The following is a 22,394-nucleotide window of genomic DNA, read 5'->3' on the forward strand; positions in this document are numbered from 1 at the left end:
CCCGCTCCTCCCCGCGGGTGCGGGGCGCCCCTGCGCTCAGGGTGCGTGCCCGCGCACGGTCGGCCCCGCCTCGTCGGGGCCGATGTCCGACTCCCTGCGCAGCCGGAACCACCGGTACCCGTAGCCGTCGAGCGCGAGCTCGAGGGGGTCGCTCACCTCGAGCGGCGCGCTCTCGCCGTGCAGGTCGATGAGCACCGCGTCGTCGGCCTCGTCGAGGCGGATCCGCACGGTCGCCGGGCTTCCGCCGAGATTGTGCGCGAAGAGCGCGTCGCCCACGTCGGAGCGCATCCGGTGGACGAGGACGGACGGCGCGTCGTGCTCGAGCACCTCGAACGCGCCCCACGAGATCGCGGGCGTCGCCCGGTACGCCGCGATGATCGCGCGCATGAAGCGATGGAGCGAGGCGGGATCGCGCCGCTGGTCGGCGACGTTCACGTGCTCGGGTGCGTAGCCGCCCTCGGGGAACGGCGCGACGAGCTCCGCAGCCTCCGCCGTCGAGAAGCCGCCCTGCGCGGTCCACTGCATGGGCGTGCGCACGGCCCGGCGCTTCTCGAGCGCGGGGTTCTCGCCCATCCCGATCTCCTCGCCGTAGAGCAGCGCCGTCGCGCCGGGCAGCGAGAACATCAGGCTGTACGCGAGTCGCACGCGCCGCGGATCGCCGCCGAGCATGGGCGGGAGCCGCCGCACGATGCCGCGCCCGTACACCCGCTGATCCTCGTCGGGCGCGAGCGCATCGAACACCTCGGCGCGCTCGTCCTCGGCGAGCAGCTCGAGCGAGAGCTCGTCGTGGTTGCGGAGGAAGATCGCCCAGCCGACATCGGAGGAGGGCGCCATGCGACTCCGGATGGCGCGGACGATCGGCTCGGGATCCTCGCGGACGAGCGCGAGGTACATCGCGACGTTCGTCTCGAAGTCGAACTGCAGATCGAGCTCGTCGCCTCCGGCCCCGAAGTACGGCTCCTGGCCCGCGTGATCGAGACCGACCTCGCCGAGGAGGACGGCCTGCGGCGAGCGCCGCCGCAGGAAGCGCTTGATGTCGCGCAGGTACTCGTGCGGATCGGCGACGCCCTCGTGCGGCACGTCGATGAGGAACGGGACCGCGTCGACGCGGAAGCCGTCGATCCCGAGACTCAGCCAGAACGCGATCGCCTTCGCGATCTCGTCGCGCACGCGCGGGTTCCCGAAGTTCAGGTCGGGCTGATGGCGGTAGAAGCTGTGCAGGAAGTACTGCCGCGTGCGCGGCTCCCACTCCCACATGCTCGACTCCTCGCCCGGGAACACCGTGTTGGCGTCGTTCTCGGGCTTCTCGTCGCGCCACACGTAGAAGTCGCGGTAGGGCGACTTCCGGGAGCTGCGCGCGGACTGGAACCACGGATGCTCGTCGGAGGTGTGGTTCACGACGAGGTCGACGATCACGCGGATCCCGCGATCGTGCGCGAGCCGGATGACCTCGAGGAGGTCGCCGTGCGTGCCGTAGCGCGCGTCGACCCCGTAGAAGTCGGTGACGTCGTAGCCGTCGTCGCGGTTCGGCGTCGGGTAGAACGGCATGAGCCAGATGACGTCCGCCCCGAGATCGGCGATGTAGTCGACCGCGCGGGCGAGCCCCTGCAGGTCGCCCGTGCCATCTCCGTCCGCGTCGAGGAACGTCTCGACGTCGAGGCAGTAGATGACCGACGACCGCCACCAGAGGTCCGCGATGTTCTCCCGCCTCATGAGGCCTCCTCCAGCGCGGCGATGAGCGCGGGGGCGTCCTCCTCCACGAACCGCCGCTGATCCTTCCCGATGTGGTGCAGGTAGACGCGGTCGACGCCGGCGCACAGCGCGCGCACCCTGTCGGCGATCTCGTGCGGCTCGACCCCCGCGATGACCGACTCGGCGGGGTCGGCGTCGGACTCCGCCGCGAGCCGGTCGAAGTCCTCGGGCTGCGCGACATCCCAGGGCGAGACGCGCGTCACGGCCCCATGTCGCCATTGGTCGCGCGCGAGCGCCGCCGCGTCGTCGGCGGTCCGCGCGAAGCTCAGGTGCACCTGGAGGCTCACCTCGCCCCGCCCTCCGGCCGCGCGGTAGGCGCCGATCGCGTCCGCGAGCGCCGCGGCGTCCGTGCCGGTCGTGATGAGGCCATCCGCCCAGGCCGCGACCCGCTCGGCCGTGCCGGGGGAGATCGCGGCCCCGACGAGCAGGGGCGGCGCGGTGGGCAGGCTCCACACGCGTGCGTCGTGCACGCGGACGGCGCCGTCGTGGTCGACGCGCTCCCCGTGCAGGAGGCGGCGGATGACCGACGCGCTCTCGTCGAGACGCCGATCGCGCTCGCCCTTCTCGGGCCACGGATCGCCCGTGACGTGCTCGTTCACGAGCTCTCCGCTGCCGAGAGCGGCCCAGAACCGCCCGGGGAACATCTCGGCGAGGGTCGCGATCGCCTGCGCGGCGACGGCAGGGTGGTAGCGCTGGCCGGGCGCCGTGACGACGCCGAAGCCGAAGCGCGTGAGCGCGAGCGCGGCGCCGAGCCACGACCACGCGTACCCCGAGTGCCCCTGCGCGACGCCCCACGGCGCGAGATGGTCGGAGCACATGGCGCCGTGGAAGCCGACGCGCTCGGCGAGCTGGACGGACGACAGCAGCTCGCTCGGCGCGAGCTGCTCGTGCGACGCGTGATAGCCGATGAACATGGCCTCCAGGGTCGCGTGCACACGGCCCGCGCGGGAGTGCCTTGACAGGCCGCGCGGCCGGGCGTTAGCCCGCTTCGCCGTCCGCGCGCGGCGGGAGTCCGCGCTTGGCGCGCTCCTCGGCCTCGATCGCGGCGTACGTGCGGCGCTCGGTGCGGTCGAATCGGAGGATGTTCCGGAGGATGAGCCAGAACACGATCGCGATCGCCACGGTGGGCGCGAGCGACCACAGCGCCGCCACCCAGAAACTGTCCACGCGCCCATCTTACGAGGCGTGGTCGAGAGAAACCCGGGCGTGCGCGGATCGACGCCGCGTGCACAGCACCGCGGCGCTCCGTCCTGGCCTCCACAGCACCCGGCGGATCGGGGTCCGCGGCCACCCGGCGCGCGAGCCTCGGAGCATGACGACGATCATCCCCGCGCGATCCGCGCAGAATTTCCTCTCGGTCCTCCCCCACGTGTGCGGCTACGTGCCGCGCCTCAGCCTCGTCGTGGTCCCCATCGTCGACGGCCGCACCGCCGGCGTCGCACGGCTCGACCTCCCGCAGGACGAGGAGGCGTGGGGAGAGGTCGCCGCGACCGCGCTCGGCATCGTGTGCCGCCTGCCCGACGCCGGGCGCTTCGCTGCGGTCGTGTACACCGACGACCCGTTCGTCGACCGCGACGGTGCGATCGCGTTCGAGGGGTTCATGGGCTACCTCCGCGAGCGCGCCGACCACTGCGGCGTCGAGGTCGTCGACGCGCTGTGCGTCGCGGCCGACGGCTGGGGCTCGTACCTCGACGATCCCTCACCCGAGCATGGGCGCCCCCTCGACGAGATCGCGTTCGAGGGAGCGCTGCCCGAGGGTGTCGAGCCGACACCCGTGCGGGCCGATCAGGGCGACGGCGCCGAGCTGCCCGCATGCGACCTCGCTGAGAAGGAGCGCCTGGGCCGCGCGCTCGCCGAGATCGACCGCGCGTGCGCGGCCCTCGGCAGCGACGGCGACGAGAGCGGCATCGCCGGCATCCACCCGCGCGCGCTCGCGACGGCATGCCTCCTCGGGCAGATCCCCGAGGTGTTCGAGGAGAGCCTGGCCTGGGATGTCGAGGCCCTCGAGCCGTACCTCGCCGGCGCGGTCGCGTGGGCGCTCAACCGCCCGTTCTTCCGCGACGTCGCGCTCTCGCAGTGGAGCGCCGACATCGAGGAGGGGTACGAGACGCTGGCCTTCAACGAGCGCTGGCGGGCGGGGCACCGGGCCGAGCCGACGGGCCCCGTCCGCCTCATGGGCGAGGGCCCGCGACCCGACGCCGACCGGCTCGAGCGCGCGCTCGCCCTCGTCCGCAGGCTCGCGGCAGCCGCACCCCGCGAGGCGCGCGTGGGCCCGCTCGTCTCGGCGGCCTGGCTCAGCTGGGCGCTCGGCCGGGCGACGCACGCGGCCCGCTACGTCGCCCTCGTGGCCGAGATCGACCCCGAGCACGGCCTCGCGAGCATCATCGCGTCGATGCTCGAGGCGAGCTACCTGCCGCCGTGGGCGTTCGAGCGCCCGTGACGCTACTTGACGAGCGGGAAGAGGATGGTCTCGCGGATGCCGAGCCCGGTGATCGCCATGAGCAGGCGGTCGATCCCCATGCCCATCCCGCCGGTCGGCGGCATGCCGTGCTCGAGCGCGCGGAGGAACTCCTCGTCGATGCGCATGGCCTCGTCGTCGCCGCGGTCGGCGAGCTTCGCCTGCTCGACGAAGCGCTCTCGCTGGATGACCGGGTCGACGAGCTCGGAGTAGCCGGTCGCGAGCTCGAAGCCGCGCACGTAGAGATCCCACTTCTCGACGACGCCGGGTGTCGTGCGGTGCTCGCGGACGAGGGGGCTCGTGTCGACGGGGAAGTCCATCACGAACGTCGGGCGCGTCAGGTGCTGCTTGACGAAGTGCTCCCAGAGCTCCTCGACGAGCTTGCCGTGGGTCGCGTGCGGGGGCACGTCCACGCCGTTCGCCTCGGCGAGCTTCACGAGCTCGTCGAGCGAGGTCTCAGGCGTGATCTCGACGCCCGAGGCCTCCGAGAGCGAGGGGTACATGGGCACGCGGTCCCACTGCCCGCCGAGGTCGTACTCGGTGCCGTCGGCCCACGTCACCTTCGTGTCGCCGGCGACCGCGATCGCGGCGTTCTGGATGAGCTCCTGCGTGAGGTCGGCGATGCCGTTGTAGTCGGTGTACGCCTGGTACGCCTCGAGCATCGCGAACTCGGGGCTGTGGGTCGAGTCGGCGCCCTCGTTCCGGAAGTTGCGGTTGATCTCGAACACCCGGTCGATGCCGCCGACGACCGCGCGCTTGAGGTAGAGCTCGGGCGCGATGCGCATGTACAGCTCGGTGTCGAACGCGTTCGAGTGCGTGATGAACGGGCGCGCGGTCGCGCCGCCCGGCTGCACCTGCAGCATGGGCGTCTCGACCTCGACGAAGTCGTGCTGCTCGAAGGTGGCGCGCAGACTCGCGTTCACCTTGGCGCGTGCCCGCACGGTCGTGCGCGCCTGATCCCGCACGATGAGGTCGAGGAACCGGCTGCGGACGCGGCTCTCCTCGCTGAGCTCCGTGTACATGTTCGGCAGCGGCAGCACGGCCTTGGCGGCGATCTGCCAGTCCGTCACCATGATCGAGAGCTCTCCGCGGCGACTCGAGATGACCTCGCCCGTCACGAACACGTGGTCGCCGAGGTCGACGAGCTCCTTCCAGCGCGCGAGCGACTCGTCGCCGACGTTCGCGAGGGAGACCATCGCCTGGATCCGCGATCCATCGCCCGACTGCAGGCTCGCGAAGCAGAGCTTGCCCGTGTTGCGGCTGAACACGACGCGGCCGGCCACGCCCGCGATCACGCCCGTCTCGGCGCCCGGCTCGAGGTCGCCGTACTCCGCGCGCAGCGCCGGGATCGTCGTCGTGACGGGCACGGTGACCGGGTAGGCGCCGCCCGCGGCGGAGGCGCGCTCGGCGATCAGGCGCTCGCGCTTGGCGAGGCGCACCGCCTTCTGCTCGAACACGTCCTCCTCGGTCTCGGGGGCGTTCTCGGCGGGCGTCTCAGACATGCAAAAGCTCCTCAGGAAAGTCTGCCGTCAAGTCTAGTCAGCAGGCCTCGGCGCTCCCTGCGGGCGGGCTCAGTCCTCGGGCGGCAGATCGGGGATGGCCGGGGTCGCCTCGGTGAGCGCCTGGTCGACCGTCGAGCGCACGAGCGCGGAGAGGTAGCCGCCCGGGTTCTCGACGCCGATCCCCCGGAGCAGGCCCGTGGCCTGGTGCACGATCTGACGCGAGAACGCCGACGCCGTCTCGATCGCCTCGGCGTAGGCGGGCCGGTCGTCCTCCGCGACGACGACGGGCTCGCAGCCGAGCTCGACCGCGAGCGCCTGCGCGATCGGCAGCACGGCGGGCGGCGCCGTGACGGCGGCGTACGAGGCGGCGAGCTGACGGAGGTCGATCGTCGTCCCGGTGAACGCCATCGCGGGATGCACGGCGAGCGGGATGGCGCCCTTCTCGGCCGCGGGGCGGAGCACCTCGATGCCGAACGACGCGTCCGTGTGCAGGACGAGCTGCCCCATCTGCCACGCGCCGATGTCGGCGAGCCCCTGCACGAGGCCGGGCAGCTCAGCGCGCGGAACGGCCAGGACCACGAGCTCCGACCGGCGCACCACCTCGAGCGGGTCGAGCACCGGCACGTCGGGCAGCACGGCCGACGCGCGATCGTCGTCGGATCCGCCGGTGATGCCGGTGATGGCGTGCCCCGCGCCCGCGAGCGCGGCGCCGATCACGGGGCCGACCCGACCGGCCCCGATGATGCCGACCCCCAGGCGTCCGTCGCGTCGCACGCGCCCTACCTCTCGCCCCAGCGATGCGTGTGATCGCGCGATGCCGCCTCGACCGCCCCGCGGCTCGCGCGCTGCAGGAGCGCGATGGCGTCGTCGCGCTCGAGGCCGACGACCTGGCCGGAGATGGGCCCGGCGACCGTGTGCGCCTGCCCCCACGCGACGCGCTGCAGGCGGTCGACGGGGCCCTGCGCGATCGAGACGCCCTGGAGCCGCGCGAGGGGGAAGATCGCGAGCTTGCGCCAGACGCGCCCACGCCGCAGCAGGAGCCCGAAGTCGGTGATCGCGTATCCGTGGCGTCGCCACGAGACCGGGCGGCGCCACCAGGCGCGCGCGGGCATCGTGCGGTACGGGTCGCCCTCGATCGGGCCGAGGATGCCGTGCTCCCAGACGAGCGGGAGATCCTCGACCGGGGCGTCGGGGAGGATGAGCGCGAGCACGCGCTCGACGTCGGCGCGCTTGCCGACCGGCAGGACGACGTTGAACTGCTGCGCGCTGCCCGACTGCTGCTGCGCGGCGCTCTTGCCGGACATCCGGTTGATCTTGATGGTCCACCATCCGAACGGCCGCCACAGGAGCGACTGCGAGACCTCGACCGCGAAGATGCGGCCCGGAGGGAGCGTCTCGGTGACCGTGGTGAGCAGGCCGTAGGTGATGCGGACGCCGTCGGGCGTCGGGGCGATCGCGTAGCGCAGCGACTTCGAGATCTGCGCCCACGTGATCGCGACCGCCGTGAGGACGAGCGGGATGCCGGTGCCGAGGCCCGCGCCGAGGAGCACGATGAGCCCCTCGCCGTCGGCCAGGGCGATGGGGAGCAGGAAGGCCATGACGACGGCGAACAGGAGGCCGAAGAACACCAGCCACAGCACGCCGCTGATCACCTGCGAGCCGATGAGGCGGCCCGTGGGGATCTTGACGACGCTCTCGGGCGCGACGTCGGAGAGGTCGACTCCCTCGATGAGGCCGCTCACGCCGTCGTTGAGGTGTCCGACGAGCTGTCCGCGTGCACCGGGGCGCGGCGCTGGCTGCCCCGTGCGCGCGGCCTCCCGCGCGGCGCGCGCTCCCGAGGCGAGGCGGAGGATGTCGGAGCGCACGGCCTCCGCGCGCGGGGTGGCGAGGTACTCGAGGGCGACGTTCGCGTCGGTGCCCGCGCCGACGACCTCGAGCTTGGCCATCCCGATGAGGCGCGCGGGGAACGGGCGCGTGAGGTTCACGCCCTGCACGCGGTCGAGCGGGGCCCGCCGGTGCGAGCGGAAGACGATGCCCTTGCGCACCTCGACGTGCTCGTCGGTGATCCGGAACTGCTGGAACCGCCAGACGAGCCAGAACGCGAGGACGAGCACCGCGAGCACGCCCACGAGGGCGAGGAGCGCCACGAGGATGAGGTTGTTCGCGAGCACCCAGTCGAAGGGGTCCCCTCCCGCGTAGTCCTCGACGTGCGCCTCCTCGGGAGTGAAGAGGGAGACGACCCAGAAGATGATCCGGTCACGCGCATTCCCGATCGCGATGCCCGCGACGATGAGCAGCACGAGCCCGCCCTTGAACAGGGGCGTGAGCGGGTGGAGCCGGTGCCAGGCGCCGTCGGCGAGCGAAGACGAACCGCCGCCGGGGAGGACGGGCGCCTCGGCTGTCTCCGCCGCGGTGGGAGGCTGACCGGTCACAGCCCGGTCCTGCGCGTCTCGGCGACCTCGATGAGCGTGTCGCGCAGCGCCTCGGCCGCCGCCTGGCTGATCCCGGGGATCTCCACGCCCGTGGTCGCGGCGGCGGTCACCATCTTGAGCTTGGCGATGCCGAACGCCCGGTCCATGGGCCCGTGCGTGATGTCGACGAGCTGCATGCGGCCGTAGGGCACCGCGACCATCCGCTGCCACAGGATGCCCTTGCGGAACACGATGTCGTCGTCGCGCAGCATGTACCCGAGCGCGCGCGCCTGCCGCGGCAGCACGATCAGGGTCAGGAGCGTGACGACCGTGATCGCGCCCGCGACGATCCACGCCCACATGCCCAGGCGCGCCACCTCGGCCACGACGAAGGCCGCGGCCCACACGATCGCGAGGAAGATCGCGTTCTGCACGAGCTGAGACACGACGTACTTGGGCGAGATCTGATGCCACGCCCCGTCGAGAGCGAGTCGGCCGGCGCCGCGGGGCTCGCGGATCGCGGTGAAGGTGCCGGCGTCGAGCACCTCGGGCTGTGCGGGTCCGGCGGATACCTCCGGCGCGGCTGCGTCCGGTGCGGGTGCGGATGGCGCGGCTGCGGCCGCGCGCGCCTCGGCGCGCGTGAGCGGGGTCGGGGTCTGGGGGTCAGTCTGGTTCGAGTCCGGCTGGGGTGTCGTCGGGCTGTCGCTCATCTGGATCCTTCGGCAGCGTGCAGAAATGCTCTGCGAGCAGCGCCGCGCCCACGAGCAGTGCGCCCGCGATCGCGCTCGCGATGGTCGTCCCCAACGACCCTAGCGCGGGGGCCACAGGACGCGTCGCGCCGTACAGGAGGAGGCCGAGCGCTGCGCCCGTGACGGCGGCCCCCACGATGCTCGCCGACTTCGAGAGCATCGCGATCCGCAGTGCGCGGAACGGGTCGATGCGCGGCGCGTCGGGGTCGCGCACCGAGCGGCGCACGGGCCACGCGAGCGCGAGGCACAGGGCGCCCAGGAGCACGAGGAGCACGGGCAGCATGAGCGAGGGCGCGAAGGTCGAGCGTCCCGACGAGGTGAGGAGGTGGTCGAGCAGGAAGCCGCCGCCTCCGCCCAGCAGGGCGGCGACGAGGAGCGCGAGGAGGCTCGTCCGCCTCACGGCGCGGCTCCGCGGAGTCGCGCGAGGAGGGCGTCGACGCGTCCGGCACCAGGGAGCTCGGCGTCGGGGTCGACCTCGAGCCACGGGCCGAGCACGAAGTCGCGCTCGGCTGCCCGCGGGTGCGGGATGGTGAGCCGGGGGTCGTCGGAGACGACGTCGCCGTAGGCCACGAGGTCGAGGTCGAGGGTCCGGTCGCCCCAGCGCTCGCGGCGCACACGCCCGTGCCGCTCCTCGATCGCGTGCAGGAACCCGAGGAGCACGCTCGGCGCGAGGCGCGTCGTCACGAGGGCCACGGCGTTGAGGTACGCCGGCGCCTCGGCATCGGGGCCGTCCAGCGTGACCGCGACGGACTCGTGGGCGGAGGAGCAGACCACCCGATCCGTGAGCGGCAGCCGGTCGAGCTCGCGCACGGCGGCGGCGAGGGTCGCCGCGCGGTCGCCGAGGTTCGCGCCGAGCGCGACGACGGCGGTCACGGGCTCACGGCGGCGAGGCGCGGGCGGCGCCGCGAGGGGGCGCAGCGGCGGGTCGGGGCGGCGGCCGGCGGTCATGCGCGCTCCTGACGCAGGCGGTGCACCGTGACCGAGACATCCGAGAAGCGCGCGCGGATGGGCGCGTGCGGCTTGTGCACGGTGACGAGGACGCCGTGCACGCGCTCGTCCTCGAGCACCGCGTCGGCGATGCGGTGCGCGAGCGTCTCGATGAGATCGACCGGCTCGCCCTCGACGATCGCGACGACCTTCTCGGCGAGCTCGCCGTAGTGCACGGTGTCGGCGATGTCGTCGGTCTCGGCGGCACGGGCGGTGTCGACGTGCAGCCGCAGGTCGACGGTGAAGTCCTGCCCCTCCGCGCGCTCGGCCTCGTAGACGCCGTGGCGCCCGAAGGCGGTGAGCCCGCGGAGCTCGATCATGTCGAATGGATTCATCCCTCAGCCCTTCCATTCCCGTGCGACCGCGAGCGCGTCGCGGGTCGCCGCCGCGTCGTGCACGCGCACGCCCCACGCACCGGCCTGCACGGCGAGCACGCTCGTGACCGCTGTCGCGAGATCCCGCCGCTCGAGGGTCGTCTCCTCGCCGAGCGCCGAGGCGAGGAACCGCTTGCGCGATGTCCCGACGAGCACCCGGTACCCGAGGCCGACGATCGCGTCGAGCTCCCGCAGGAGCGCCCAGTTCTGCTCGCCGCGCTTCGCGAACCCGATGCCCGGGTCGAGGATGACCCGCTCGCGCGCAACGCCCGCGGCGATCGCGGCCTCCGCGCGCGCCGAGAGCTCGTCGGCGACCTCGCGGCCGATGTGCGTGTAGGTCGCCTGCGCGTACATGTCGGATGACGGGCCGCGCCAGTGGCCGAGGGCGATGTCGACGCCCCGCTCGGCGACGACATCGAGGATCGCCGGATCGGCCAGGCCGCCCGAGACGTCGTTGACGATCGCGGCCCCTGCGTCGATCGCGGCCTCGGCGGTCGCGGCGCGGTAGGTGTCGACGCTCACGGTGGCGCCGTCGGCCGCGAGGGTGCGGATGACGGGCAGGATGCGCGCGATCTCGACCTCCGCGCCCACCGGCTCCGCGCCGGGACGGGTCGACTCGCCGCCGACGTCGAGCACGGTCGCGCCGCCCTCGCGCAGAAGCCGGCCGTGCGCGATCGCGTCGTCGGCCGCGTAGTGGGCGCCGCCATCCGAGAACGAGTCCGGCGTGACGTTGACGATGCCCCAGATGGAGTTCATGCGAGGTCCTCGTGGGCGATTCCGCCCCCGAGCGCGATGAGCGACACGATCTCGCCCCGCGCCGCGGGCTCGGCGAGCTCTCCGCGGGCCGCCACCGTCACCGTCGAGCTGTCGCTCTGACGGCCGCCGCGCATCGTCACGCACTGGTGGACGGCGTCGAGCACGACGACGACGCCGCGGGTGTCGAGCGAGCCCGCGATCGTGTCGGCGATCTGCTCGCCGAGCCGCTCCTGCACCTGCGGGCGCGCGGCGAGCACGTCGACGACCTTCGGCAGCGCGCCGAGGCCGACCACCTGCTCACCGGGGAGGTAGGCGATGTGGGCGTGCCCGATGAACGGCAGCAGATGGTGCTCGCAGACCGAGCGGAAGCGCACGCCCCGGAGCAGGACCGCGCCAGACGGGAGCGTGTCCGGCGCGGGGCCGCGGCTGACGCTGATGGTGTGCGCGAGGGGCTCGGCGGCGTCCTGGCCCACGCCCGCGAAGAACTCGGCGTACGCGTCGGCGACGCGCTGCGGGGTCTGCCGCAGACCCGCGCGATCGGGGTCCTCCCCGATCGCGACGAGCAGCTCGCGGGTGAGCGCCGCGACGCGCTCCCGATCGACGGTCACGCGTCGCGTCCTCAGGCCGTCGCGGGCCGCGCGTGACCGGACGCCGGCCGGGTCGCGGGCTGCGACGGCGAGCTCTCGGCCGTCGTCGAAGCGGCGATCCCGTCGTGCTGGCGCTTGCGCGGGACATCGATGGGCGGCAGCGCCGACACCGGTCGATCGCTCGACGAGAGCCACTGGGGGCGCTCGGGCAGCTTCTTGATGTCCTTGAAGATCTCCTCGATCTGGACGTGATCGAGCGTCTCGTGCTCGAGGAGGGCCAGGGCGAGCTTGTCGAGGATGTCGCGGTTCGCGTTGAGCACCTCGTACGCCTCGTTGTGCGCGAGCTCGATGAGCGCGCGCACCTCCTCGTCGATGTGCTCGGCGATGCGCTCCGAGTAGTCGCGGCCGTGGCCCATGTCGCGGCCCATGAAGACCTCGCCGCTGCCGCTGCCGAGCTTGACGGGGCCGACGGCGGTCGTCATGCCGTACTCCGTGACCATCTTGCGGGCGATGCTCGTCGCCTTCTCGATGTCGTTGGACGCGCCGGTCGTGGGGTCGTGGAAGACGATCTCCTCGGCGACGCGGCCGCCCATGGCGTACGCGAGCTGGTCCTGGAGCTCGTTGCGCGTCACGGAGTACTTGTCCTCGAGGGGCAGCACCATCGTGTAGCCGAGGGCCTTGCCGCGCGGCAGGATCGTGATCTTCGTGACGGGGTCGGAGTGGTTCATCGCCGCCGCGGCGAGGGCGTGGCCGCCCTCGTGGTACGCCGTGATGAGCTTCTCCTTGTCCTTCATGACGCGCGTGCGGCGCTGGGGGCCCGCGATGACGCGGTCGATCGCCTCGTCCATCGCGCGGTCGTCGATGAGCTGGGCGTTCGAGCGCGCCGTGAGGAGGGCCGCCTCGTTGAGCACGTTCGCGAGGTCGGCGCCCGTGAAGCCGGGCGTCTTGCGCGCGACGACCTCGAGGTCGACGTTGTCGGCGAGCGGCTTGCCGCGGCTGTGCACCTGGAGGATCCGCAGGCGGCCCTTGAGGTCGGGCGCGTCCACGCCGATCTGGCGGTCGAAGCGGCCGGGGCGCAGAAGCGCGGGGTCGAGGATGTCGGGGCGGTTCGTCGCCGCGATGACGATGACGTTGACCTTGGGGTCGAAGCCGTCCATCTCGACGAGCATCTGGTTGAGCGTCTGCTCGCGCTCGTCGTGGCCTCCGCCCATGCCGGCGCCGCGGTGCCGGCCGACGGCGTCGATCTCGTCGATGAAGATGATCGCCGGCGAGTTCTCCTTGGCCTGGTTGAAGAGGTCGCGCACGCGGCTCGCGCCGACGCCGACGAACATCTCGACGAAGTCCGAGCCCGAGATCGAGTAGAACGGCACGCCCGCCTCGCCCGCGACCGCGCGCGCGAGCAGCGTCTTGCCGGTGCCGGGAGGGCCGTACAGCAGCACGCCCTTCGGGATGCGCGCGCCCACCGCCTGGAAGCGCGCCGGGTCCTTCAGGAACTCCTTGATCTCCTGGAGCTCCTCGATGGCCTCGTCGGCGCCCGCGACGTCGCCGAACGTGACGTCGGGGTGCTCCTTGCTCATGAGCTTCGCGCGCGACTTGCCGAACTGCATGACGCCGCGACCGCCGCCCTGGGCGCTCGACATGAGGAACCAGAAGAGCAGGCCGAGCAGGAGGATCGGGATGGCCAGCGACAGCAGGCTGTCCCAGATCGTCGCGCGCGGCACGGCGTCGTCGTAGCCGTCGGCGGGAGCCGCCGCCTCGACCGCGTCGACGACCTCCTCGGCACGCGCCGAGACGTAGTAGAACTGCACGTCCGTGGCGCCCTCGTAGGCCTTCGTGAGGGTCATGTCGACGCGCTGGTCGCCATCCGTGATGAGCACCTTGCTGACGGTGTCGCCGTCCAGCAGCTCGAGCCCCTCCTGCGTGGACACCTGGCGCGGGGCGCCCAGGTTGGACACGAGCGAGAACCCGACGATCAGCAGCACGCCGACCAGCAGGATGTAGATCAGCGGGTTGCGAGTGAGCTTCTTGACGTCCATACCTGGGGTGACTTCCTCCCGTCGACGCGACGAGCGCGTAGTCGTCTCAGGCTACCCCGGCGCGTCTATGCGCCGACTGGGATTCGCCCACGGCGTACGTCAGGCGTAGACGTGCGGCGCGAGCACGGCGACGTCGCGCAGGTTGCGGTAGTGCTCGGCGTAGTCGAGGCCGTAGCCGACGACGAACTCGTTGGGGATGTCGAACCCGAGGTAGCGGCAGTCGATCTCGACCTTGGCCGCGTCGGGCTTGCGCAGGAGGGCGAGCACCTCGATCGACTCGGCGCCGCGCGAGGCGAAGTTGCTGAGCAGCCAGCTGAGGGTGAGGCCGGAGTCGATGATGTCCTCGACGATGAGCACGTGGTAGCCCTCGAGGTCGGTGTCGAGGTCCTTCCGGATCTGCACGACGCCGCTCGACTTGGTGCTCGTGCCGTAGCTCGACACCGCCATCCAGTCCATGACGACCTCGCGCGTGAGGCAGCGCATGAAGTCGGCCATCACCATGACGGCGCCCTTGAGCACGCCGACGAGGAGGAGCTTCTTGCCCTCGTAGTCCTTCTCGACCTGGGCGGCGAGCTCGCGGAGCTTGGCCTGGATCTCCTCCTCGGTCACGAGAACGCGGTCGAGGTCACCGGAGATGTCGGCAGCACGCATGGAGGCCATCTTACGACTCCTCCGCTGCGACCCCGACGTCGTAGTGCAGGAGCGCGCGGTGGATCGCGGCCCTCCGCGCACGTGTCTCGACGACCGCGGCGATGCCCGCCGCGAGCCCGGCGGCGATGAGCGCCCAGCCGGGGGCGAGGAGCGGCTGGAAGGCCGCGAGCGCCGCGATGTCGTCGTCGCCCGCCGAGTCGTTCGCGAGCACGGTCCACGGGGTCGCGCCGAGGATGACGAGCAGGAAGCCGATCACGGTGAGGCCCGACGCGAGGTGCGAGAGCGCGCCGGCTCCGGTCAGCTGCGCGTCGACGTCCGCGGATGGCGAGAGGGCGCCCTCGCGCGCGGCCCGGAGCGTCCGCCGCTCGAGGACCGCGGTGCGGACGAGGAACGGGACCGTCGAGAGCAGCAGGAGGGCGATCGGGATGAGGATCAGCACCCCGCCGACGCTCACCAGCGCATCGATGACGCCCTCGATCGGGCCGCCGCCGTAGTCGACGGGGTCGCAGTCGCGGCACGGCTGGCGCAGCAGGACGCCCGCGAAGAACACGTAGGCGCCGAGCTGCAGCGCGAAGCCCGCTGCGGCCCACCGCCCTTGGCGCCGCTTCGCGCCTGCGGGCCGCGGATGGGCCATCCGCGCGCCGCCGCCGGGCCCCGGCAGGCGCTTCACCCGCGCTTCCCAGCGCCGGCCGAGCCAGCCGCGCAGCGTGAAGAGCGCGACCGCGGCGAGCGTGATCCCCACTCCGGCGAGCAGGGCGATGCCGTCGTAGTCGAAGCCCGAGACGAGGTCGACGAGCGCCGTGACGGGGCCGAGGACGACGGCGAACCAGGCGAGCACCATGATGCCGCCGTACGGATCCTCGCGGAGGCGCCGCGCCTCGACGACCGGCACGCGCGGCGCGGCCGGCTGGGCGTGCCGGCGCTCGGCCGCGCGCAGCCGCATCCTCCGCTCGGCGATGCCGCGGAGCAGCTCGACGAGGAGCGCGGCGCCCGTGACGACGAGGACGCCGCCCATGAGCGCGCGGAGCATCGCGTCGAACACCGACGGGAGGGAGTACGCCTCCTCGCCGATGATGCCCGTGACGAGCACGACGACGAAGACGATCCCCGAGGCGACGAAGGCCCCACCCGTCGTCCGCGCGAGGCCAGCCGCGAACGCGAGCGCCGGCCCGACCGGGAGGGGCTCGATGTCGCGCGGTCCGCTCACCCCGCGCCCCCCTGCTCCTCGCTCCCCTGCTCCGCGCCGCGGGCCGTGAACGCGATGAGCGCGCCGCGCCGGTCGGCGACGAAGCCCGGGAGGTCGATCGGCCCCTGGCCCTGCCAGTCGGAGACGAGCCGCGCGACCTCGAGGGTCTGCGTGCGCGTGAGGCTCGCGCCGAACTCGCTCTGCGCGACGTGGCGGATGATCCGGTGCCGGAGCGCGGGCGGGTTGGCGGCGAGCGCGGGCACCGAGATCGCGATGCCCGCCTCGATGTGCTCGACGATGTCCTCGATCGTCTCGTCGATCATCTCGGCGAAGGCCTCGTTGTCCTCGCGCAGCTGCTCGGCCGTCCGGGCGAGCGCGAGCGCGACGCCGGGGCCCAGCTCGGCCTCGAGCATGGGGAGGACCGCGCGCCGCACCCGCACCCGCGAGAAGCGCGCGTCGGCGTTGTGGGGATCGTGCCACGGCTCGAGCCCCGAGGCCTCGCAGAAGCCGTGGGTCTGCTCGCGTCGGATGGCCAGGAGCGGGCGGATCCAGGCCAGTCCGCGCTCGGCGCGGCGCGGGGCCATGCCCGCGAGGCTCCCCGCGCCCGCGCCGCGCGCGAGCCCGAGGAGGACGGTCTCGGCCTGGTCGTCGAGGGTGTGGCCGAGGAGCACGGCGACGGCGCCGGTCTCCGCCGCGGCCTCGCGCAGGGCCGCATAGCGCGCCGTCCGGGCGGCGGCCTCGGGGCCGCCCTCCGCGCCCACCTCGACGCGCACGATCCGGGCATCCGTCACCCCGGCCATCCGCGCCTGCTCGGCGGCTCGCGCGGCGACCTCCGCCGCCCCCTCCTGCAGCCCGTGGTCGACCGTGACGCTCACGACGCGGAGGCCGAGCCGCGGGGCCTCGAAGGCGGCGGCCGCTGCGAGCGCGAGCGAGTCGGCGCCGCCGGACAGGGCGACGAGGACGGTCGCGGCCGATCCCTCCAGCGGAGCGAGCGCGGTGCGCACGGCGAGGCGGACGGCGGCGATGGCGGGATCGAGCACGCGTCAACGGTAGTCCGCCCGCGGCGGATCGCCCTCCCCGCGGACCCCGCTTCGTCGCGGCTCGCGGGCGCGGCTACGCTTGCTGACGTCAGATTTCCTTACGAGAGGACACCACTCGCATGGGCGCGTACGACGCAGTCATCGAGATCCCGCGCGGCAGCCGCGTGAAGTACGAGGTCGACCACGGCACGGGGCGCGTGTACCTCGACCGCGTGCTCTACACGACCTTCGGCTACCCGACCGACTACGGGTTCTTCGACAACACCCTCGGCGAGGACGGCGACCCGCTCGACGTGCTCGTGCTGCTCGACCACGCGATCTACCCGGGCGTGAGCGCCAAGGTCCGCCCCGTGGCCGTGCTCAAGATGAGCGACGAGGCCGGTGGCGACGACAAGGTCGTGGCCGTGCTCGCGAAGGACCCGCGCTGGGACCACATCCAGGACGTCGACGACCTCCCGGAGTACACCCGCAAGGAGATCGAGCACTTCTTCGAGCACTACAAGGACCTCGAGCCCAACAAGTGGGTCAAGGTCGACGAGTGGGCGAACGCCGCCGAGGCCGAGCGCCTCGTCAAGGAGGCGTTCGAGCGCTTCGAGGAGCACGAGGGCCAGACGCGCACGCAGGGCGAGGGCGAGCTGCCCGACTCCCGCTCCTGATCCCGCGCTGCGGATACGCGAAGGGCGCCTGCCGGCCGGCAGGCGCCCTTCGCGTGTCCGGCGGTCAGACCCAGATGCCGCGCGCCGCCATGAAGTCGATCGGGTTCACCGTCGCGCCGTTGACGTAGACCTCGAAGTGGAGGTGGCAGCCGAACGAGTTGCCCGTGTTGCCCTCGAGGGCGATGAGCTGGCCGGCCTCGACCCACTGTCCGTAGCCGACGAGGACGCCGCCGTCGACGATGTGCGCGTAGCCCGTGCCCGTGCCGTCGCCGTTGTCGATGTGGATGTAGTTGCCGTAGCCGCCGTTGTAGCCGGCGTAGACGACCGTGCCCGAGTGTGCCGCGTAGATGCCCGCGCCGCAGCCGGCGGCGAGGTCGACCCCCGCGTGGAAGGACGACGAGCAGTAGCTCGAGCCGCAGATCTGGTAGCGCGGGCCGTAGCCCGACGTGCGCGTGCCGTTGTTGGGGCGCACCCATCCGCCCGTTCCGGGCTGGGTCGTGCCGCCCCCGCCGCCGTTGTCGGCGGGTGCCTGCTGGCCGCCGCCTCCACCACCGCCGCCGCCACCGCCGCTGTTCTGCTGCTGTTGCTGCTGCTCGAGCTGGCGCTGCTGCTCGAGCTGCTGCTGGCGGAGGAGCTCGCGCTGCCGCTCGGCCTCCTTGCGGGCGCGCTCCTCGGCCTCGCGGCGGAGCTGCTCCTCGTACTTCCGCTTGGCCTCGACGCCCTCCTGGTACTCCTGGACGGTCTTGCTCGTCGTGTCCTTGAGGGCCGCGAGCTGTGCCTCGAGGGTGATGAGGTTCTCCTCCTGGTCGGCGAGTGCGGCCTCGGCGGCCTGCTGCGCCTCCTGGGCGGCGACCATCTTCTCCTCGGCGATCTTCTGCAGGCGGTCGCGCTCGGCGCGGGCCACCTCGGCCTGATCGCTCAGGGACTGCGCGGAGTCGCGGGCTGACGCGGCCTCCGCGTAGACGGACTCGTTGCGCTCGATGAGCTTGTCCATCTGGCCGAGCTGCGTGAGGAGCTGGTCGGCGTTCTCGGCCGAGCCGGCGAAGAGGAGCTCGAGCGAGGTGTCGTCTCCGCCCGAGCGCGAGAGCTGCGCGGCGAGGCGGGCCGCGGTCAGCGCGGCGGCATCAGCCTTCTCGGCCTGCTCGTCAGCCTGCTTCTGGAGCTCGTCGGCGCGGTAGGCCGCCTCGTAGAAGGCCTGCTGTGCGGCGTAGTAGGCGTCGGCCGCGGCCTTCGCGGCCGCCTGGGTCTCGGCGACGCGCTGCTTGAGACCGGCGATGAGGCCCTCGATGCGCTGCACCTCGGCCGCCTTGGCGGCCTCGTTGTTGCGGGCTGCCTCGACGTCCTCCCAGGAGGGATAGTCGTCGGGGTTGTACGACGCGGCGAACGCGCCGGAGACACCGGGGCCGAAGGGGCTCGTGGCGGTCGCCGCGCCGATGGCGGCGACGCCGAGCGCGCCCATCACGAGGGCGTTGCGCCGCGAGATGGGGTTCCAGAGAATGCGTCGCTCAGCGGCGGTGGGCGCACAGCCGCACTCTTCCGCGAGATTCTTCTCGGCTTCCATCACACCCTTCTCCGGCCAATCACATCCGCAACAGTAGCAACATCATTCACTTCTGGCACTATGAAAGATCCGCTTCGGGGCGCGGAACAGAGCCATCCTCACCCGGATCGGCGGCGCGGCACGCCCGGCGCGCGGGCGCGGTTTGGATTTTCGGAGAGCGTCTGCGTATGCTTGATCGTCGGCAAGCGTGAGCCCCGGGTTCACACCGCGGCCCCATCGTTTAGCGGCCTAGGACGCCGCCCTTTCACGGCGGTAGCACGGGTTCGAATCCCGTTGGGGTCACTCAAGCTGATACAATTGAAAATCGTGTGCGAAAGCACATTCATGGCCCTGTAGCGCAGTTGGTTAGCGTGCCGCCCTGTCACGGCGGAGGTCGCGGGTTCAAGTCCCGTCAGGGTCGCTCCAAGCGACGGGCCTTCTTTCGAGAAGGCCTTTCGTCTAGGAAGCGGCAGTTTTCTGCAGCTCGGCTCTGTAGCTCAGTTGGTAGAGCGCACGACTGAAAATCGTGAGGTCACGGGATCGACGCCCGTCGGAGCCACAAGGAACCCCGGCTTAGCCCGGGGTTTTCCTGTATCAACCTACCGCGAACCCCGCTCGGTGTATCCGCCCGTGTATCCGAATCGTAATCTAACGCGATTCCGCGGGGGCTAGGCCGCGCGTATCTGTGCCCGCACCCGTCCGCAGGTGAGGGCGTTGTGCCGGATGCCTTCCGCGCTCATCGCTGCCCGGTGTAGGAGGACGTAGTAGCGGGCCGGCGTGGTGCCGAGCTCATCCCGGATCTTCTCTTCTTTGATCCAGTCGTGTCCGGGGTGCTGGGTTTCGAAGTCGATGAGTGTGGGCATGGTCGGCATGAGGGTGATCCTCTCGCGGACCACGGACATACGATCATCACCATGTTGACGCCGTCTGAGGTTCGCGACCTGCTGGCCGTGGCGGGTGCTGAGGACGTGGACGATCTGATCCGGATGCTGCTCGAGTACCTGGGTTAGCGGCGCCCGTTGGGTGGTCCGGCATACTTCGCGTCCTGGATCTTCACATGCCTCGCGTGTGCGCCTTCGCATGCGTCTTTGAACGTGGTTGTCCACCCTGCGACTTCCCCGTGGACGGTGACCTTGTAGCGGACGCCGATCTTGACGCGGCGGAGTTCGATCTCGGCGTAGGTGCCGGAGACGCTGTCGCCCATGATCCAGTGTCCGGGGTTGATTTCTTGGGTGCGGAGCATGGGGTGGTAGTCGTGCATGGGGTGGAGTGTAGACGCATGTTCGGACACCTGCCCGATATGCGTAAGTGTTCTGCTTCACTGGGTGGGAAGTTAAGCGGAACACGAAATCGCCCCGCCCCAGCAGGGTCGCTGAGACGGGGCGGATTCGTTGAAGTCAGGCGGTGGGCGTGTTCGGGTTGTCGATGCCGAGCCCGACGCCGGAGCGGAGCACGATCAGGCCTGCCGTGATGGGGGCGGTGAAGGCGACGATGTCGAACGCCTCCGAGGCGAGGTCGACGGCAACGGTCGTAGCGAGCGCCAGACCGAGAACGTCGAGGACGGTGCGGATGACCCGACGCGTCTTCGGGTTCTCGATGACAACGTTCGGGGTCTGGTTACTGGGGATGCTCATGGCGTCTCCTTGTTTCGGGGTTCGATTCGCTGGGGCGTGTTCCGCCACCGTCGCCACAGGACGACGAGCAGCCGGATGACCGTCGCGAGGATCGCGAGGAACACGGCCAGGCGCACATACGGGCGCCCGGGGAACTCGCCCCCGACGAGGCGAGTGAACGTACTCAAACCGGCCCACAGGACCAGGGCGAGCACGAAGTACATGAGAGACTTGCCGGCCTGCGTCTTCCGCCAGTTGAAGAACACGGCATAGGAGACAGCGAACGCGGCCGTCCCGAGCATGGTGACCGTCATAACGATGTCACCGACGTCCATGATGAGCGTGTCTGTCATCCGTGCAGCCTCCTGGGTGTCCACGAGACCGTCAGCTCCTCGCCGAAACGGTTCATCTTCCGGCGCTCGATGAGCTTGTCCGCGAGGACAGCGACGGTCGACGACTGCGCTTTCAGCACACGCATCTCATCCGTCGCTTCCTGCCGCAGCTCTCGGGCTTCTCCGACGTCGGACTGCTCGAGGCGCTGCTCGACCTGCTCGACGGTCGGCACTGGGGTGCGCACGCGGCGCTTACGGGGCCACACGAGGCACCTCCCCGTCGACCTGCGGTGTCACCGCCGAGAAGAAGTGTGCCGAGGTGCGGGTGGCTTCGAGGAGCAGTGTGTTCTGCTTGCGGATCTCCTGGTTCACCGCCCGCTGGTCGATGGCGGTCTCCTTCCACTCGTCGCCGCGTTTCTTCTCCGCCGCGACGACGATCGCGTTCGTCGCTTCGATCCGTTCGAGCGTGGAGCGCGGGACGAGTCGCCCGGACGCGAGCAGCCAGTAGAGGATCACGATCACTCCGACGAGCCCGCCGATGGGTGTGAGGTTCCAGATGCCCATTGGGAGTTCGATCATGCGTTACCTCCGTATGTGCGTGAGACGATCCACGCGCACCCTGCGATACCGAGCGCCCACATGGTGAGGGCCGTGACCGCGACGAGGGTTGCTCGCCGGGCCACGACCTGCCGGGCCACCACAGGTCAGCCTCGGGGCGGGTAGAGGGCTCGGAGCAGGTTCCAGCCCGCCTGGTCGAGGTTGAAGAACGTCTCCGGCTTCTTGAATTCCGGGGCGGGCAGGAAGTAGTCCGGGTTCAGCTTGTGGTTGAGCCGCTGGATGTCGATGAGCTTCCGGGCATCCGCCTCGTTGAGGTCGACGCTCTTGCCGCCGGCGACGACGAACACGCGTCCGTCCTTCTGGTGGCGGTAGAAGCGGTGATCGGTGGTTGCCATGTCGTCCCCCTCGGGAGTCGTGACGGCCGTGCCGTCGTCGTCTGCGGGCGCCGCTGCGCCCTGGTCTGTTCCGGCCGGGGCACCGCCCTGCCAGGGGTCGAGGTTCCCGTCGAGCTCGATGTGCCACGGCTCCCCGAACCCGTAGCCCGCGGGGTCGAACCCGAATCGGTGCGCGTTCGCGCGGATCCAGTTCGACCGAGCGTTCCCTGCCCGGGTCACTCCGGCGTCGTTCCCGGAGTCGCGGATGTCGAGCGCGCGTCCGTTGCCGTGGTTCGACGTGCCCGGGACAGCGACCGTCCCCTCACCGGAGACACGACCCCACCGCGTCCCGTTCCACCACCGGTAGTCCCCGAACGGCGAGTACGCACCGGCCCGGTAGCGGGATCGGAAGATGGCCTCCTGCTCCGCATAGGAGCGGTACCCGGAGTAGACGTGCAACGTCACCCCGGGAAAAGCCGCGTCGAAAGCTGCCTTGAGACGACCGAACCCCGACGCGGTGCCGACTGCGACGGGCCAGCCATCGGTCCTCACGATGTTGTCGGCCATGCGGCCTCCTCTCTGTTGGGTGGTGGAACGCACCCGGCTTCTAGCGCGGGGAGGTTGGGAAGTCGTTCGGTGTCCGGGTAGGCTCGGGCACCATGTCTCGCGTGAAATGGGTCGACACCGCCCGCGGCATCGCGATCATCGCGGTCGTCGTGTTTCACGCGACGCTGGTGCTCGCACCCCTGGGCGCAGGTTCGGCGTGGGCGAGGTACATCAACCTGCTCGACACGTTCCGCATGCCGCTGTTCTTCTTCGCCTCGGGCCTGGT

Annotated in this window: 27 protein-coding genes and 3 tRNA genes; 6 read left to right on the plus strand and 24 right to left on the minus strand. The window is 71.4% G+C overall.

The features are described from left to right. Window positions 1-36: 36 nt before the first annotated feature. The 3 genes from ACWXWW_RS14915 to ACWXWW_RS14925 all read right to left on the minus strand — a co-directional run bounded on the left by ACWXWW_RS14915 (window position 37) and on the right by ACWXWW_RS14925 (window position 2,919). Entirely contained in the window at window positions 37-1,713 is a 1,677-nt protein-coding gene (locus ACWXWW_RS14915; RefSeq protein WP_455970624.1) for an alpha-amylase family protein, read from the minus strand. Then, window positions 1,710-2,666 (minus strand): TIGR03557 family F420-dependent LLM class oxidoreductase, encoded by a 957-nt coding sequence (locus ACWXWW_RS14920; RefSeq protein WP_455970626.1) that lies wholly within the window; start codon window positions 2,664-2,666, stop codon window positions 1,710-1,712. Before ACWXWW_RS14920 ends, ACWXWW_RS14915 begins: the two co-directional genes overlap by 4 nt. A gap of 64 nt (window positions 2,667-2,730) precedes the next feature. Next, window positions 2,731-2,919, minus strand: a complete 189-nt coding sequence (locus ACWXWW_RS14925) for a hypothetical protein (protein ID WP_271174660.1) — start codon at window positions 2,917-2,919, stop codon at window positions 2,731-2,733. 145 nt (window positions 2,920-3,064) lie between these two features. Between ACWXWW_RS14925 and ACWXWW_RS14930 the strand changes: the two genes are divergently transcribed. Next, on the plus strand, window positions 3,065-4,192 hold the full coding sequence (locus ACWXWW_RS14930) for a DUF4192 family protein (protein WP_455970628.1): 1,128 nt from the start codon (window positions 3,065-3,067) through the stop codon (window positions 4,190-4,192). Between the two features lie 2 nt (window positions 4,193-4,194). On the opposite strand, the gene lysS is transcribed toward ACWXWW_RS14930, so the two are convergent. From lysS to tilS, 13 genes are all read right to left on the minus strand, one after another. Further along, window positions 4,195-5,712 carry a lysine--tRNA ligase gene (gene lysS / locus ACWXWW_RS14935; protein ID WP_455970630.1) on the minus strand — a complete coding sequence of 506 codons (1,518 nt, stop codon included), beginning with the start codon at window positions 5,710-5,712 and terminating at the stop codon, window positions 4,195-4,197. A gap of 69 nt (window positions 5,713-5,781) precedes the next feature. Beyond that, window positions 5,782-6,486, minus strand: a complete 705-nt coding sequence (locus ACWXWW_RS14940; RefSeq protein ID WP_271174657.1) for a DUF2520 domain-containing protein — start codon at window positions 6,484-6,486, stop codon at window positions 5,782-5,784. 5 nt (window positions 6,487-6,491) lie between these two features. Further along, window positions 6,492-8,144 carry a PH domain-containing protein gene (locus ACWXWW_RS14945; RefSeq protein ID WP_455970632.1) on the minus strand — a complete coding sequence of 551 codons (1,653 nt, stop codon included), beginning with the start codon at window positions 8,142-8,144 and terminating at the stop codon, window positions 6,492-6,494. Further along, on the minus strand, window positions 8,141-8,833 hold the full coding sequence (locus tag ACWXWW_RS14950; protein WP_455970634.1) for a PH domain-containing protein: 693 nt from the start codon (window positions 8,831-8,833) through the stop codon (window positions 8,141-8,143). The genes ACWXWW_RS14945 and ACWXWW_RS14950 overlap by 4 nt, the downstream gene beginning before the upstream one ends. Continuing rightward, window positions 8,787-9,272, minus strand: coding sequence for a DUF3180 domain-containing protein (locus tag ACWXWW_RS14955; protein ID WP_271174655.1), 486 nt, complete (start codon window positions 9,270-9,272; stop codon window positions 8,787-8,789). Before ACWXWW_RS14955 ends, ACWXWW_RS14950 begins: the two co-directional genes overlap by 47 nt. Beyond that, window positions 9,269-9,820, minus strand: coding sequence for a 2-amino-4-hydroxy-6-hydroxymethyldihydropteridine diphosphokinase (gene folK, locus ACWXWW_RS14960; protein ID WP_271174654.1), 552 nt, complete (start codon window positions 9,818-9,820; stop codon window positions 9,269-9,271). Before folK ends, ACWXWW_RS14955 begins: the two co-directional genes overlap by 4 nt. Continuing rightward, window positions 9,817-10,179 carry a dihydroneopterin aldolase gene (gene folB / locus ACWXWW_RS14965; protein ID WP_374727764.1) on the minus strand — a complete coding sequence of 121 codons (363 nt, stop codon included), beginning with the start codon at window positions 10,177-10,179 and terminating at the stop codon, window positions 9,817-9,819. Before folB ends, folK begins: the two co-directional genes overlap by 4 nt. 18 nt (window positions 10,180-10,197) lie before the next feature. Beyond that, entirely contained in the window at window positions 10,198-10,989 is a 792-nt protein-coding gene (gene folP, locus ACWXWW_RS14970) for a dihydropteroate synthase (protein ID WP_455970637.1), read from the minus strand. Further along, the gene (gene folE / locus ACWXWW_RS14975; RefSeq protein ID WP_271174651.1) at window positions 10,986-11,597 is read right to left on the minus strand and encodes a GTP cyclohydrolase I; all 612 of its coding nucleotides are present in this window, start codon (window positions 11,595-11,597) and stop codon (window positions 10,986-10,988) included. The genes folP and folE overlap by 4 nt, the downstream gene beginning before the upstream one ends. A gap of 11 nt (window positions 11,598-11,608) precedes the next feature. Continuing rightward, window positions 11,609-13,612, minus strand: coding sequence for an ATP-dependent zinc metalloprotease FtsH (gene ftsH, locus ACWXWW_RS14980; RefSeq protein ID WP_271174650.1), 2,004 nt, complete (start codon window positions 13,610-13,612; stop codon window positions 11,609-11,611). 99 nt (window positions 13,613-13,711) lie between these two features. Then, on the minus strand, window positions 13,712-14,263 hold the full coding sequence (gene hpt / locus ACWXWW_RS14985; protein WP_271174690.1) for a hypoxanthine phosphoribosyltransferase: 552 nt from the start codon (window positions 14,261-14,263) through the stop codon (window positions 13,712-13,714). Between the two features lie 10 nt (window positions 14,264-14,273). Next, the gene (locus tag ACWXWW_RS14990) at window positions 14,274-15,470 is read right to left on the minus strand and encodes a hypothetical protein (RefSeq protein WP_455970639.1); all 1,197 of its coding nucleotides are present in this window, start codon (window positions 15,468-15,470) and stop codon (window positions 14,274-14,276) included. Then, the gene (gene tilS / locus ACWXWW_RS14995) at window positions 15,467-16,489 is read right to left on the minus strand and encodes a tRNA lysidine(34) synthetase TilS (RefSeq protein ID WP_282980422.1); all 1,023 of its coding nucleotides are present in this window, start codon (window positions 16,487-16,489) and stop codon (window positions 15,467-15,469) included. Before tilS ends, ACWXWW_RS14990 begins: the two co-directional genes overlap by 4 nt. Before the next feature lie 119 nt (window positions 16,490-16,608). Here tilS and ACWXWW_RS15000 point away from each other — a divergent pair, with 119 nt between their 5' ends. Then, window positions 16,609-17,145 carry an inorganic diphosphatase gene (locus tag ACWXWW_RS15000; RefSeq protein WP_271174647.1) on the plus strand — a complete coding sequence of 179 codons (537 nt, stop codon included), beginning with the start codon at window positions 16,609-16,611 and terminating at the stop codon, window positions 17,143-17,145. Between the two features lie 64 nt (window positions 17,146-17,209). Here the strand turns inward: ACWXWW_RS15000 and ACWXWW_RS15005 are convergent, their stop codons facing one another. Then, complete coding sequence (locus ACWXWW_RS15005; RefSeq protein ID WP_455970641.1) at window positions 17,210-18,706, minus strand: peptidoglycan DD-metalloendopeptidase family protein; 1,497 nt, start codon at window positions 18,704-18,706, stop codon at window positions 17,210-17,212. A gap of 209 nt (window positions 18,707-18,915) precedes the next feature. On the opposite strand from ACWXWW_RS15005, the gene ACWXWW_RS15010 reads away from it, so the two are divergent. From ACWXWW_RS15010 to ACWXWW_RS15020, 3 genes are all read left to right on the plus strand, one after another. Continuing rightward, window positions 18,916-18,988, plus strand: a tRNA-Glu gene (locus ACWXWW_RS15010). Between the two features lie 44 nt (window positions 18,989-19,032). Then, window positions 19,033-19,106 (plus strand) — tRNA-Asp (locus tag ACWXWW_RS15015). A gap of 65 nt (window positions 19,107-19,171) precedes the next feature. Further along, window positions 19,172-19,244 (plus strand) — tRNA-Phe (locus ACWXWW_RS15020). A gap of 109 nt (window positions 19,245-19,353) precedes the next feature. On the opposite strand, the gene ACWXWW_RS15025 is transcribed toward ACWXWW_RS15020, so the two are convergent. From ACWXWW_RS15025 to ACWXWW_RS15055, 7 genes are all read right to left on the minus strand, one after another. Then, the gene (locus ACWXWW_RS15025; protein ID WP_455970643.1) at window positions 19,354-19,557 is read right to left on the minus strand and encodes a DUF3263 domain-containing protein; all 204 of its coding nucleotides are present in this window, start codon (window positions 19,555-19,557) and stop codon (window positions 19,354-19,356) included. Window positions 19,558-19,691: 134 nt separating this feature from the next. Further along, on the minus strand, window positions 19,692-19,946 hold the full coding sequence (locus ACWXWW_RS15030; RefSeq protein ID WP_455970645.1) for a hypothetical protein: 255 nt from the start codon (window positions 19,944-19,946) through the stop codon (window positions 19,692-19,694). A 136-nt stretch (window positions 19,947-20,082) separates the two neighbouring features. After that, a complete protein-coding gene (locus ACWXWW_RS15035; RefSeq protein WP_455970647.1) occupies window positions 20,083-20,319 on the minus strand; it encodes a hypothetical protein in 237 nt (78 codons plus the stop codon). Then, on the minus strand, window positions 20,316-20,651 hold the full coding sequence (locus ACWXWW_RS15040; protein WP_455970649.1) for a putative phage holin: 336 nt from the start codon (window positions 20,649-20,651) through the stop codon (window positions 20,316-20,318). The genes ACWXWW_RS15035 and ACWXWW_RS15040 overlap by 4 nt, the downstream gene beginning before the upstream one ends. Further along, a complete protein-coding gene (locus tag ACWXWW_RS15045) occupies window positions 20,648-20,875 on the minus strand; it encodes a DUF7620 family protein (RefSeq protein ID WP_455970651.1) in 228 nt (75 codons plus the stop codon). The genes ACWXWW_RS15040 and ACWXWW_RS15045 overlap by 4 nt, the downstream gene beginning before the upstream one ends. 7 nt (window positions 20,876-20,882) lie before the next feature. Further along, on the minus strand, window positions 20,883-21,209 hold the full coding sequence (locus ACWXWW_RS15050; RefSeq protein ID WP_455970653.1) for a hypothetical protein: 327 nt from the start codon (window positions 21,207-21,209) through the stop codon (window positions 20,883-20,885). Between the two features lie 125 nt (window positions 21,210-21,334). Then, window positions 21,335-22,129 carry a M15 family metallopeptidase gene (locus ACWXWW_RS15055; protein WP_455970655.1) on the minus strand — a complete coding sequence of 265 codons (795 nt, stop codon included), beginning with the start codon at window positions 22,127-22,129 and terminating at the stop codon, window positions 21,335-21,337. Window positions 22,130-22,221: 92 nt separating this feature from the next. Between ACWXWW_RS15055 and ACWXWW_RS15060 the strand changes: the two genes are divergently transcribed. Further along, window positions 22,222-22,394 (plus strand): acyltransferase family protein (locus ACWXWW_RS15060; RefSeq protein ID WP_455970657.1); only part of this gene is annotated, 173 nt, incomplete at its 3' end.

Source organism: Microbacterium sp. KNMS, from assembly GCF_053851835.1.